Raw genomic sequence first — 13,552 nt, forward strand, 5'->3', positions numbered from 1 at the left:
ACCAAAAAAATAGGGATCCCCCTGTAAATGATACAATTTGTGTCGAAACTCTTAATCCGTTCGAGTAAATGGGCCATCCAGAGAAGATTGCCATGAATAAATCATCGATGCGAAATCATATTCACAGCGAGCAAACACAGCCAGCTTCGCCGCCGAGAAAGAAGACGAACAACTAAGCTCAAAAAGCAAAAGCAGCCCCTTCAAAGAGAAGAGGCCGCTTCCTTCATATTGGCAAAATTCGCGCGATTATTGGATTTAATTTCAACAAGTCTGCCCGTTAGCCCGTAAAAAAACCGCGCAGCGCGCGGACCTTAATGAACGTATGGTCTTGTACACCATGCTTTTGTTCCAGACCTGCTAGACTCCCTTTCAAAATGTACAACCCAGCGTCGGACCATCTTTATCATTGATACCTAATTCCGCTTAAAGCAGGTGCATCTTGGCTTCCACCTCGTCCCACGGCACCGAGTAGCCAGCCCCCTTGGCGCAGAATATGGAGGAGGAGGTATAGAGAGAATCGGCTTCCTTGCGGTAGCCTATCCGTTCGATCACTTCCTCCGCATTATGGCAGCGGTCGTAGCCGCTGAACATGCAACGGATGCTGCCTCGTCCATGCGTGAAGGAAGCGAGCTCGGTGCTGTAGTTCATAAAGGTCGACACGGGCACCCTTCCCGTAATGACCACATGGGTATCCATCGACTGCGGCGGCTCGAACTTACCTGAGGCACGCTGAATATCCGACAGCACCCTCCCCATCTCGTCTATTCCCACCTTGATTTTGAAGTCGTAGTAGGGCTCCAGCAGTAAGTTGTTCGCTTTCTCCAGCCCCTGCCGTAGCGCGCGGAAGGCAGCCTCGCGGAAGTCGCCCCCATGCGTATGTTCGTTATGCGCGCCGCCTCTTAGCAATGTGATCTTCATGTCAGTGACCGGCTTGCCTGATAACAGCCCGTGATGCTCCCGTTCGTAGAGATGCGCCCGAATCAGATTCTGATAATTAAAACTTAGGTCATCTGGATGACATGCGCTGGCGAATTGGATTCCACTCCCCCGCTCCCCCGGTTCAAGCAGGAGGTGCACTTCCGCATAGTGCCTGAGTGGTTCGAAGTGTCCATATCCCGTCACAGCAGACTGGATCGTTTCTTTATATAAGATTTCCGGCTGGCTGAAAGAGATAACGAAACCGAATCGTTCTTTTACTACCTTTAGCAGAACTTCCAACTGGATCAGACCCATGACGCCAATGTGAATCTCCTGCAGGCTCTCTTCCCAGACGACATTCAGAGACGGGTCCTCCGCATGCAGCATGCGAAACTTTTCGAGCACTTGATGCACATGAAGTGAATCGTCGAATTGTACTTTCGACTGCAATGTCGGTTCCGACTCGTAAGCCAACTTGTCTGAGTACAGCCCCAATCCTTGTCCGACCTCGGCCGCTGACAAGCCTGCGACCGCAAACAAATCGCCGGCTGCCACTTGATCCGCCGACTGATATTTAATGCCGTTAAATAATAGGATCCGTGTAATCTTCTCGTCGTATTGAAGCCCGCCATTCTCATAGCCAAGCTGCTCCCGGACCTTCAGGCTGCCGCTCAGCGCTTTGATGAACGTTAGCCTCACCCCGTTTGCATCGTGACGAATTTTATAAATTCTGCCCCCAAAAAGATCGTTCTCGTCATAAGACGTTGTCGTCAGCAGGTGCAGTTGTTCCAAGAATTCAATAATGCCCGTATCCTGCAGCGCAGAGCCATAGGCGCAGGGGAAGAGACGGCCTTCTCGCACCATTTCCTGCAAGGCGTCCAACCAGAAGTTTTGATCATCCTTTCCCTCCAGGAACGCTTCTAGCAAAGACTCGTCCCGCTCAGCCATTACCTCCCGCAGCGCCCCAACGACGCTGCCATCAACAAAACTTTCCGTGATGGAACAGACATCCCCGGTCAAATGCCGGCGTATGTCCTCTTCGGTTCTTTTTGCATCCGCGCCGACCCGATCGATCTTGTTGATGAAGAAGAACGTCGGAACCCGATGTTTGCGCAACAGCTGCCAGACTGTCTCGGTATGGCCTTGGACACCTTCAACCGCGCTGACAATCACAATGGCGTAATCGATTACCTGAATCGCACGCTCCATCTCTGGGAAGAAATCGACGTGCCCAGGCGTATCGATCAAATAGAAAACGTCGCCTTTATAGTCCATAACCGCCTGATCGGCGAACACCGTAATGCCCCTTTCCCGCTCGATGTCGTGGCTATCCAGGAAGGCATCTTTATGATCCACCCGCCCCCTCGAGCGAATGCTGTTCGTATGGTACAGCAACTGTTCCGCAAAAGTCGTCTTGCCTGCATCCACATGAGCAAACAAACCGATCGTTAGTCGCTTCATCGTATCCCACTTCCTCAGCTTCTCATCTAAATTCTCTCCTATCATTAAAGCACATGAATCGGGAACATGAACAGAGATTATCCCCACTGCACTAGCACCCTCAAAACCAATTATGGGTATATTTGAATCACACACTCTCTCCAGATAAAATACAATCTACAAATCTGCCTTTACTTCAATAACCAAAAAAGTGACCCACAGCAACGGGCTGTGGGCCTTAACACATTTACACAACTAACGTAACCGATAGAGTTCAATGACAATTTACAAGTCTTTGCTCTGGTTGTGTTTTCCAATCATACCCTTCACCCAGGATTGTTAATGTCATTAAATTTATCATTATTTTTTCATTTGTGATCCAAAAACTTTAGATAATCATTCAAAATGCAGTTCAATTTCAGCGTACCCGCCGAAGGTTTCCAGCCGTACGCTCTCCTCTTCCGGTAAATAGACGCCTCCTCCAGACAAACGGATTGCCCGTTTGCCTTCAGGATGCGGAAGCCGCAGCAGGACGGTTTCGGGTCCCCGCTCCGGGCTGCAGGCGATGCTCGCCGATAGGCGCCCGCCTTCGGATGTTACCCGCAAAGTGAAGCTGCCGAAATAGCTGCATACGTTCTGCAGCTCGATCCGCTTTCCTTGCTCCAGCCATTTGCGCGGAATACCCGGCAGCAGCTTGAGCGCTGGGCCTTCCTCCATAAACAGCATCCAGCGGGTTTGCATGAGAAACCAGCCTTCTTCGTGCGTTTTATGCGGACTGACCTGGTAATAGTGCTCCCAGAACGTATACGTTTCTCGGTCGGCCAAACCGGCGAAGGTGTTATAATACGCCTTCAGAAACGGCTTCACCTCGCCGCGCTTCAAGTGAACCCAGGGATGCGTGCTGTAATAAGGCTGGCTAAACGCCACATTACGCGTAAACATCAGCTCGTTATGGTAATGGATAAGGTAATCCGCGGCGCGTTCACGCGGATCTATGACCTCCTGGAACAGCAGATACATCGGCCCAAGCATGGAATCCCGGCTCAGGAAAGAGCCGTGCGTGTACCAGTTTCCCCCTTCGGCATAGAGCGACAACGGGCCGCGATATTCCGTCCAGGGCGGTGCGGTGGGAACCCATGTGCCGTCTCCGAGCGGAACGACCGGCGAGCGGGCTGCCGCTTCGTCGAACGAGGCGCGAATATCCGCTTTGAGCCTTTCCGCGTCGCCGCGTATTTGTCCGGCCAGCCCGGCGTCGAGATCCGCCATCATTTCCGCCAACCGGCTCATTCCTATATACGCATAGCCGCTCAGCATGAAGGAATGGAACGGGTCCTCAGGGTCGGCCGTCTTGCCCTCCAGCATGCCGTAGCCCCGTCCGCGCAAGCTTTCCGTTTCGTTGCGTTTTCGCCATTCCAGCAAATATTCGTAAGCTTTGAGCAGCTTCGGCTTGATCTCGCGAATCCAGTCCGCATCGCGAGTATACCGGTAATACTCCCCTATGCACCATAGAAAGGCGCCGGTTTCCAGCATGTAGCCGCCGAAGTTTTGGATAAATCCGTTCTCATGCTGCTTATCCAGAAAAAAGCGCAATCCCCGCTTGGCCGTATCGCTCCAGCCCATTGCATTCATAAATTGTATAATCGGCGAGCTTTCCGAGCCGATCGCCGTGTAGATGCCGATTGCCGGAACAAGCGTTCCCTTCGGCTCTTGTCCGTAAAAAACCAGATCCGTATGCAGCAAGCCCGCCCGGAGCATCTGCTCGATGCGAGGCTCCGGCAAACGGATTTGCGCGCCGCCCGACAGTTTACCTTCCCAGAATGCGCGGCAATCCTCGCAGCGCGTCTGAAAATGTTGCGCGATCAGCTTGAACGCCCGCTCGCGCGAAACAGGCTCATGCGGCAAGTAAAACTCGAAGCTGGCCTGCTCGCCGGGCATGATCAGAACGGCCGTCTCCTCCGCGCGAAGAGGCTGGCCGTTCAGCTTCGATACGCCGAACACGCGATCGGCGCCATACTGTGCGAATCCTGCATCGCCATCAAAGGTATAAGGGATGCCGCCGGCGTTGGGAACGATGTTCTTGAACCAGGCGTATCTCGGCACCGAACCGGTATTTTCGGCCGTAATCCGGCAGTAGTAAACCGTTGTCTCAACCGCTTGTCCTTCCTCTTGCAGAAGCCGCGCTCTCTCCTTGGCTTGCGACTCCGTTAACATATGACCGAACCCGTAGCCGTCGGCGATCAGGTAGTGCGTTCCGTCTACGTTGTCGGGTACAAGCGGACGCGTTTCGTACGATACGAACGATACGGCTGTATAGACGATCTCGTCATCCGCAATGGTCGTATGGAGAATCGGCAGCGCGTTATCCTCCAGTCTGCGGACGATCCCGTCCGTACAGCCCATCCCCCGGCCTGCCATATAGTAGTAGCGAACCGGCTGGCCGACGTTTTCCGGCAAGCCCGCTTCGTTGGCGTGCTGTCGCGGCTGCACCCAGTCCCACTGCAGCGCCGAGCCGCCTACAGGCGGATTCCAGAAGTTATTGCTCGGCCTGCCGCGTACCTGGGATTCAAAGATTCTCGTATCCCTGCCGACCCCTTGCCAGATGGGACAAGGCTGGTTTTTAGTCGCGGCGCTTGCCGCTTCGAACGACTCCTCCGGTTCCTCGGCGATCTTTTGCAAATTCGTCCGCAGTCCTCTCCGCCCGATATCGGCTTCAATCTCCTCGTAGGAACGCAGATCGCCTGCGGCGGTTACCGCTACGCCAAAGTCCGGCATATAGATGGGATAAGCCGGATGGGCATCCTCCGCGAAAAAACTAAACGGAAGCGGACAATTGACGATGCTGACAAGCGGCTTGCCGCCGCCGGACGCCGGAAGCAGCTCAGCGGCCAGTTCCAAGGCCAATGGCCCTTCGCCATGACCGCTCCAGGAATCGCCCTCCGCAACCCCGCTCCCCTCTATCATCCGGCTGCCGCGCAGGCTGCCGTTCATGACTTCAATACGGCCCGCTGCGGGACCGCTTTTCCAAACTACTCTTATGCTTTTCAAGCGGATACACTTCCTTCCTTAGCATGGGCGCTCCCGTTACTCTTTCACCGATCCAAGCGTAATGCCGTGAATGAAATACCTTTGCAGGAACGGGTAGACGATGAGCACGGGAATGATCGTGACGAATATTTTCGCCGCATTAAGCGACTTGTTCGAGAGCTTCGCCAATTCCGCAAGCTTCTCGGAATCCGTTTCGCTCAGATTGATTTTGACGGCAAGCTGCTGGATATACGTTTGCAGCGGATAGTTCTCCGGCTTGCTCATCAGAATGAGACCCTGAAAAAAGTCGTTCCAATGCGATACGATGCTAAACAGCGTAACGGTAGCGAGCGCCGGAACGGCCAGCGGAATATAGATGCGAAGCAGCAAATACCAGGGACCCGACCCATCGATATAAGCGGCCTCCTTCAGCTCCTTGGGCAAATTCCGCATGAAATTCATCACGAGGATCACATTGAAGACGGGTACGGCGCCTGGAATGACCAGCGCCCAGATCGAATTGATCATGCCGAGCGATTTGATCATGCCGAGCGATTTGATCACCAAATACCACGGAATCAAGCCGCCGCCGAACAGCATCGTAAAGACGATAATCCACATATACACATTCCGGCCCGCGAACTCGCGTGAACTCATCGACAAAGGATAAGCCATCAGCACGGTCAGGATGAACTGAATTCCCGCTCCAAGCGCAACCCGTTCAAGCGAAACCGCAAAAGCTCGGAAAAATTTCCCGTCATCTAATATTTTCAAATAGGCGCTCCATGTAAAATCGACAGGCAGAAACAGCACTTTGCCGCCTTCCACCGCCGATTTTTCGCTAAGAGATATCGCAATGGTATGCCAGATCGGCGCTATGCAAACGAGTGTAATCAGCACTAGCAGGGCCGCAATCAAATAGTCCGTTATCGTCAATTTTCGTGTATTCGTGCTTATTACGTGCATGCCTCTCTCCCTCCCCGTTAAAAGACCCGATAGTTGGCAAACCGGGAAGCCATCCAGTAAGAAATCACAATCAAGGCGAACGAGACGACCGATTTCATCAGTCCGACCGCAGTCCCAAGCCCGTATTGAATATTCAGGAGCCCGACTCGGTATACGTATGTGTCGATAATATCCCCGGAATCGTATACGAGCGGATTGTACATATTGAAAATTTGATCGAAGCCGGCGTTAAGAATGTTGCCCAGGCTAAGTGTAGCGAGCAGCACAACCGTCGTGACGATGCCGGGAAGCGTAACGTGGAGCAGTTTTTGCAGCCGGTTCGCGCCGTCGACTTCCGCAGCTTCATAAAGATCCGGGTTAATGCCGGTAAGCGCCGCCAAATAAATAATCGTTTCGAAGCCGAACTCCTTCCAGGTATCGCTGGCTACGATCACATACGGAAACCAGTTGTTGTCGCCGAGAAACATGACCGATTCGCCGCCAAGCGTCGTGATCAACTGATTGATCGGCCCTTCCGAAGACAGCAATTGAATCACGATGCCCGACAGGATGACCCAGGAGAGAAAATGCGGCAAATAGACGATCGTCTGAATCCACCGCTTCAGCCTGCCGAAGCGCAGCTCGTGCAGCATCAGCGCGAAGACGAGCGGCACCGTCAAATGGGCGATCATTTTCATCAGTGCAATAAAGACGGTGTTGAAGAAGATCGTCCGGCTGTCGCGAAGCTCGAACAGAAAGCGAAAGTTATCGAGCCCGACCCATTCCGAATGGAAAAAACCGAGCCCCGGATTAAAATCCTGGAACGCGATAACCCCGCCGAGCATGGGGATGATGCTGAATATGCACAGCACGATCATGCCGGGAATCATCATCACGTGATAGTGAATTTGAAAACGCCGATTTCTCATGGAGTTGCTCACCCGCTCTTTCCGAAGAACGGGCGTTCGCCGCAATGCTCTGTTGACGAACGCCCGAAACCGCTTATTTCTTCAACTCTTCCTCAATTTCTTTGATGATCTGTTCGCCGCCGCTCTTCTTCCATTCTGTGACGAAAGCGTCGAACGAATCGAGCGATTCTTTGCCCATGATGATTTTGGTAATCATCTCGTCCTCCATCTTCTTCAGCGCCGGCCATTTCAGTTCCATCGCCTTCGTCTGCGAATTGAACACGCTCGCCACCTTGTTCATCGGCGATTCCAGCGCTCCGCCGCCAACCAGATAAGCATTGGTGTACATCCAGCTTCCGGGATCTTTGCCCGGATCCGCGTTATTCTTAACGACTTTATCGTAAATGTCCTTCTCGTCGATTCGCAGTTGATCCGGTTTGAGCTGACCGTCAAGCGCTTTCTTGACGGCTTTCAGACGATTGGTTACGATCTGCGGCTCCACGAATGTGGCGCGAAGCGGGTAGTAGGCGGCATTGACGCCGTTGATCAATTTGGACGTCGCCTCGGCGTCGTTCTCGATATTCGAGTACAGGTTCAAATACTTCACAACTGCTTCCGGATTCCTATATCCTTTCTTGACAACGAAATATTGCGAGCTGACGGGACCTACTGTCGCATTGTACTTGCCAGAGCTGTCAAGCGGAAGCGCATACGCTTTCCATACCGCTTTCGGGTTATTTTTGACCGAATCGTATAATCCCCACGGCATCGACCAGCCGGCGTACAGGAATAATCCGGCTCGGCCGCCGTTTACAAGCTCCGCAGTATCTTTCCGTATCGCGTATTCCTTGTCCAGCATCCCCTGCTCGTACCACGCTCTCAGCTTGGCAAGCGCCTGCTTCATCTCCGGAGCCGTCGTTCCGTAGAATACCTTGCCGTCCTTATCCTTCAGCCACTTACCGGGATAAGCCTGATACGCGGAGTATAGCGGCCCGAACGTATTGCCCGAATCCCCCAGCAGACCGAATGTATCCGCCTTGCCGTTGCCGTCCGGATCTTTTTCGATGAATGCTTTGGCGATCGCCGCCAATTCGTCGACGGTTTGCGGGGGCTTCAAGCCGAGCTTGTCGAGCCAATCCTGCCGTACCCACATCAGCCTGATCGGATCCTCGTCAACGTTAAGATTCGGAAGCGCCATCAACTTGCCGTTGAAGGTCGCGCTCTCGAACGCTTTTCCTTTTGTCGCGTCATACATTTTTTTCAAATTCGGGGAAGCGTATTGCTCGTATACCTTCGACAAGTCTTCAAGCTGCCCGGCTTTAACCATCGCTTTCAGCTCTTTCTCGGAAACGACCATCGCATCCGGCAGATCATTGCTGGAAATCGACAATGCCAACTTTTGATCGAAAGCGTCTCCCAAAGCCGCAACCCACGCCGCCTTGAATTTCAAATTGAGCTTTTCCTCGAAATAACGCGTAAACTGGTTGTTCTCTACGGTGTCGCCTGCGGGAAGCGTTTTATCGTCCGCCGGCACACCCTTTCCGATCGTCATCGTGACGGGCTGGGCGTATTTGCCGAACGGATCGGCCTTTTCCGTCGCTTTCGGCTGTGCGCTCGACACCCCCGCAGCCGGCTCCTCCTTCTTCGGGCTGCTTGCCGGCGTCTCCGTATTGCTGCTGCAAGCGGATACAAATGCGAGCGAAACCGCCATCATCGACAATCCGATTGCTTTATACTTGCCTTTCATGCTCCCATCCCCCTCTGTTGGTTTGATTGTTGTTTACAGTGATTATCATAAAACAAAAAAGACAGCGTCCGGGAGACGCTGCGTTCATACAATGGGGTCAAAAATACACGCTGCTCGAAATAATGGCGCAAGCAAGTATGAAAAAGTGTCCCTCATAGCGAAACAATTTTATACCCTCGTCTTGGTCTGACGGTATTCGCTCGGAAGCATACCCATTCGTTCGCGAAACACTCTACTAAAATACTTCTCGTTCGGATACCCGCACTGTTCCGCAACCAGGTAAATGGGCTGCTTGGTCTCCGCGAGCAGCAGCCGGGCGTTCTCGATTCTGGCATCGCGAATATAATCGTGAAAGGTTTGGCCGATCATTTCTTTAAAGCATTGGCTGAAATAGCCTTTGCTCATATTCGCTTCCTTCGCCAGATCGCTGTGCCGAATGTCCGCGTCAAGATTCCGATTAATAAAGTCGACAGCCGTCATAATGCTGCTGGTGATTTCCTGCGAATACGCGGACTTAAGCACGATCCCCCGCAGCTTACCGCGTATGGCGTTCAGCCAGCTTGCCCACTCCGTCCAGTACGAGCCTGCGCCCGGCATCCCCGTTTCGGCCCAAACTTCCTCGCGCGCGATGCGGAGCCAGTTCATTGCGGCCGTATAGAACAGGCTTTCGAGCTGCGCGACGGACGGCCTTGCCCGCCCGATTTCCTGCAGTAGCTCCTCGAACACGCCGAAACGGACGATCCATTGCAGGGACGACCAGGCGTCGCGATTCGTCCGCAGCTCCTCGTCGCTCCAGCCCGGATATTCGGCAGGCAGTTGTTCGGCGGAATAGACGTAATAGAACACCTCTGGTTTATGCTCGTAAAATAACGATCTTTCCTTATATTGCAGAAGCCTCTTGCGAAACGGATCGCGCTCCGCGCCGCGCGCCCCGTGAAGGTGGAGGACCGTTATTTGCCGATCCAAGCCCCGTTCAACAAGCTCTCTCTTCATCGCCGAAACGGCTTCCGCCGTCATTTCCCGCTCCAGCGGGACGGACCACATCCCCAAGCTGATTTCTTGCGCCGCTTTTCCTTGCATGAACGGACACTGCCAGAGCGGGCCGAGATCGGCCTGTCCTTCTTCGGCGATGCATACGAGCATCGAATCCGCGGCGGTAAGCGGCTCGGCCGTCCTCGACCCGGCTGTTGGACGGGATGCGTCAAGGTTGCGCCGAATGCGCTCGCTGATTCTCCCCAGCACCTCCTCCATCCGGGTATTCTCGATTTGCGTCTTGGCAATGTAATCGATCGCCCCGATGCGGAGCGCTTCCTGAATCAATTCGAAATCCTGATGGAACGTCAGCACGACGAACCAAATAGGCGGATAAAGCCGCTGCACCTCCCGCATTAAATCGAGCCCCGACATGACCGGCATCGCCAGATCGGTAATCAGCAGGTCGACCTCCTCGTTCCGCAAAAATTCCAGCGCGCGCTCCCCGTTGTTCGCCTCGCCGACGACTTTCATGCCGAAAGCATCCCACGGCATTTCCGCGATAATGCCGCGGCGCGCCAATTTATCGTCATCGACAACCAGCACCTTGATCATCGCTTCAATCCTCTCCTTCGCCCTTTGGTTCGAGCGGGATTCTTATGGACATCGCCGTTCCTTCCCCCGGCTTGCTGCGAATGTCGAAGCTCGCGTCTTCGCCGTATTGCGTGCGAATCATCCGATTTACATAGTAAAGCCCGATCCCCATCCCGACTTTGCGGCGCTCGCGAGACTGATTTTCCAAAAGCTGCTTCATTTCCTCTTCCTTCATACCCGCTCCGTTATCCTGCACCCGAATACTCGCATAGCGGCCTTCCGCCGCTTCGATGCGTACCTCGATCATCCCTTCGTCCTTTAACCCGTGATACAAGCAATTTTCCACCAGCGGCTGCAAAATAAACCGGGGAATCGGCAGATCGAGCACATCCTCGTTCACATGAATATGGACCGTGAACGCAAAATCGTAACGGATGCGCTGCAGTTCGACATAATCTGTCAAAGCCGCGATCTCTTCTCGGATCGTAGACGATCCGCCTTTGCCCATATTGTAATACAGAACCCGGTTCAACGCGGATATCAGGTTGTCGATCTCCAGCATGCCCTTGGAGCGCGCCAGCCAACGAATCGTATCGAGCGTATTGTGTATAAAATGCGGATTGATCTGGAACAGCAGCTTTTCCACTTCCATCTCGGTTTTTCGTTTTTCTTTCTCCTTGACCTCTTGCAAAAGCCCCCATATTTGCTGTCTCATAAGCTGGAACTTGCGCAGTAAAAAGTCAAACTCGATGATCTTAGTCATTTTAAGCGGAGAGTGAAAATTACTGTCTTGTACTTGCTTGATTTCCTTATTGAACCGTGCAAGCGGCCTGCGCACCGTTCTCCAGATCGTCCATGCAAAAATGAGCGCGATGAGTATGGAAAAGCATGTGAACAGTGCGAACTGCCGAATCCACAAGTTTTTCTCGCTGTTGTAGTTTTCTTTCGGGATAACGGCAACGAGCTTCCAGCCCTGATCATGCGGCTCCTCAAAGAGTAAGCTGCCTTGACTTTCATAACCCCCCTCGCGGTTGCGAACAGGTTCGTACAGGCTTCCGACGGGGAAGCGCTCGCTGTTTTCGCTGTAGGCGATCCGGTTTTGCTCGTTGATCAGTAAATGCGCTGCGCTCATGGATGCGTTATCCGCTTGCAGCACGTTCTGCGTCAATTGGAAGCTTGTCTCGATATAAACGTACAGGTTATCATAGCCGGGGACATCCACTTTGCGGGTAACGGAGAGCACCGTTCGGTCAATGAAACGGGACAATGTCGTCCGGTGCGGACCGTAATAGGTCAGTTCACCCTGTTGCAGAAGCCGCGGATTGTTGTCTGGAACGAACTTGTCGCTCAGCATCGGCTCCGGAAACACATAGCTTTGCGTATCGGCAAAATAGTAGAACATATGGCCGAGATCGGGGTTCGTAAATCGGATTAAATTCACATTGTTCTGAACGCCTTTTCCCAGCTGGTCTTTCAGGAGAATGTCATCGGTTTCCAAATATTTGGCAAGATCGCGTCCAACCGTACCGTTAAAAGCGAGCTGCTGGGACACATGGTTTAAATTCGAGAGCGTGTTCACAAGGGATATCTGCACCTGTCTCAGGTTGCTGTGAACCCCGCTCTGAATTTTATTTTCCAGGATGGAGGTTATCGAAAAATACGAAATGCCGCCGCTCAGCATGAGCGGAATCAGGGTGCTGAGCAGCAGAACGGCGATCATCCTGTTTTTCAGCGAATGCAGTGAGAAACTTGCCATGCTTGGAAACGACAATCGCCACTCCATCGCTTCTACCACCTTGTTCATTTTTTCAGCCATTATAGCATATGAGTTTAGCAGATTGTCGACATTTTCGGACTCTAGCGCGAATCTCGTCTTGTTGCAATTTGACTCGTTCACCGTCAAATCGGATTATTTCGATGGATGGTTTCTAATGAAGCGCCTTTCGTACTTCCATACCAGTCCATTTGACTAGATAGCGATATAGCAAAAACAAAAAAGGAACGCATCACTAAGAATGTGTTCCTTTTTTTGCTCATATTTAGCTTTTCCTGCCTCTCAATTCGTGCTTCTCCATGCGGGGCATCCTTGATCCGCTGAATCGTAAAAATTTGACATCGGACTATGATAAAGTTCTTGTCAAAATCGGAATGGATCTTTTCAAATTTTGACAAGAACTTTATCCCGTAACAAAGAGCCGCGATATCAGTTAATGTTCTTGTCAACCAACAACCAAATGTTTGTTATACTCTCTTTTTATACACCCTCATTGCAAAGAAATAAGCCACGAGCATAATTCCTACGCACCACGCAAGAGAGATCCAGATATCATTATCTAACGGCTGACCTGACAGCAATGCGCGGATGGATTCTACTATCGAGGTAACAGGTTGGTTTTCGGCAAAGACGCGAACGGCGGTCGGCATCGAATCGGTAGGAACAAATGCGGAACTTATAAATGGCAGGAAGATAAGGGGGTAAGAAAAGGCGCTTGCGCCATCGGTCGTTTTAGCGGACAGTCCGGCTGTAGCTGCTACCCATGTTAAGGCCAGCGTAAACAGAGCGAGTATGCCGGCTACGGCAAGCCATGGCAGCACTCCTGCGGAAGAACGAAAACCCATAATTAAGGCTGCAATAATGATGACGACAACCGAAATGGCGTTGGATACCAGCGAAGTGAGCACATGCCCCCAAAGCAAGGCGGAACGTGAAATCGGCATGGTATGAAAACGTTCGATTATCCCCCGCTGCACATCGGTAAACAGGCGGAAAGCTGTGTAGGAAATTCCGCTCGCAATTGCCATGAGCAAGATACCAGGCAACAGGTAATTCACATAGTTATCCGTTCCGGACTGAATCGCACCGCCGAACACATAAACGAATAGCAGCATCATCATGATAGGCATGATGGTGACCGTGATGATGGTATCCATACTGCGGAAAATATGACGCATGGAGCGTTCTAGCATAACGCTAATATCGATGAAAAAATGATTCTTTGTCTGT

At 52.4% G+C, this 13,552-nt stretch carries 8 protein-coding genes; all 8 read right to left on the minus strand.

All coding sequences use genetic code 11. The features are described from left to right. Positions 1-423: 423 nt before the first annotated feature. On the minus strand, positions 424-2,379 hold the full coding sequence (locus tag ACKGJP_RS19490; RefSeq protein ID WP_409340484.1) for a GTP-binding protein: 1,956 nt from the start codon (positions 2,377-2,379) through the stop codon (positions 424-426). Positions 2,380-2,754: 375 nt separating this feature from the next. Then, positions 2,755-5,403, minus strand: a complete 2,649-nt coding sequence (locus ACKGJP_RS19495; RefSeq protein ID WP_409340485.1) for a hypothetical protein — start codon at positions 5,401-5,403, stop codon at positions 2,755-2,757. A gap of 36 nt (positions 5,404-5,439) precedes the next feature. Then, complete coding sequence (locus tag ACKGJP_RS19500; protein WP_409340486.1) at positions 5,440-6,348, minus strand: carbohydrate ABC transporter permease; 909 nt, start codon at positions 6,346-6,348, stop codon at positions 5,440-5,442. Positions 6,349-6,365: 17 nt separating this feature from the next. Next, positions 6,366-7,256 carry an ABC transporter permease gene (locus tag ACKGJP_RS19505; RefSeq protein ID WP_409340487.1) on the minus strand — a complete coding sequence of 297 codons (891 nt, stop codon included), beginning with the start codon at positions 7,254-7,256 and terminating at the stop codon, positions 6,366-6,368. Between the two features lie 73 nt (positions 7,257-7,329). Beyond that, positions 7,330-8,982 (minus strand): extracellular solute-binding protein, encoded by a 1,653-nt coding sequence (locus ACKGJP_RS19510; RefSeq protein WP_409340488.1) that lies wholly within the window; start codon positions 8,980-8,982, stop codon positions 7,330-7,332. 168 nt (positions 8,983-9,150) lie between these two features. Next, positions 9,151-10,569: a helix-turn-helix domain-containing protein gene (locus ACKGJP_RS19515; protein ID WP_409340489.1), complete on the minus strand. Its 1,419-nt coding sequence runs from the start codon at positions 10,567-10,569 to the stop codon at positions 9,151-9,153. Positions 10,570-10,573: 4 nt separating this feature from the next. Next, positions 10,574-12,331 carry a sensor histidine kinase gene (locus tag ACKGJP_RS19520; protein ID WP_409340490.1) on the minus strand — a complete coding sequence of 586 codons (1,758 nt, stop codon included), beginning with the start codon at positions 12,329-12,331 and terminating at the stop codon, positions 10,574-10,576. A 458-nt stretch (positions 12,332-12,789) separates the two neighbouring features. After that, positions 12,790-13,515 carry an ABC transporter permease gene (locus ACKGJP_RS19525; protein ID WP_409347200.1) on the minus strand — a complete coding sequence of 242 codons (726 nt, stop codon included), beginning with the start codon at positions 13,513-13,515 and terminating at the stop codon, positions 12,790-12,792. Positions 13,516-13,552 lie beyond the last annotated feature (37 nt).

Origin of the sequence: Paenibacillus litoralis (assembly GCF_046244365.1) — a bacterium.
Lineage (GTDB): Bacteria > Bacillota > Bacilli > Paenibacillales > NBRC-103111 > Paenibacillus_V.

Bases quoted from the DNA above. Each gene is read 5' to 3' on its own strand.
- ACKGJP_RS19490 (WP_409340484.1), bottom strand. From the start codon at position 2,379: ATGAAGCGACTAACGATCGGTTTGTTTGCTCATGTGGATGCAGGCAAG.
- ACKGJP_RS19500 (WP_409340486.1), bottom strand. From the start codon at position 6,348: ATGCACGTAATAAGCACGAATACACGAAAATTGACGATAACGGACTAT.
- ACKGJP_RS19505 (WP_409340487.1), bottom strand. From the start codon at position 7,256: ATGAGAAATCGGCGTTTTCAAATTCACTATCACGTGATGATGATTCCC.
- ACKGJP_RS19510 (WP_409340488.1), bottom strand. From the start codon at position 8,982: ATGAAAGGCAAGTATAAAGCAATCGGATTGTCGATGATGGCGGTTTCG.
- ACKGJP_RS19515 (WP_409340489.1), bottom strand. From the start codon at position 10,569: ATGATCAAGGTGCTGGTTGTCGATGACGATAAATTGGCGCGCCGCGGC.
- ACKGJP_RS19520 (WP_409340490.1), bottom strand. From the start codon at position 12,331: ATGGAGTGGCGATTGTCGTTTCCAAGCATGGCAAGTTTCTCACTGCAT.
- ACKGJP_RS19525 (WP_409347200.1), bottom strand. From the start codon at position 13,515: ATGCTAGAACGCTCCATGCGTCATATTTTCCGCAGTATGGATACCATC.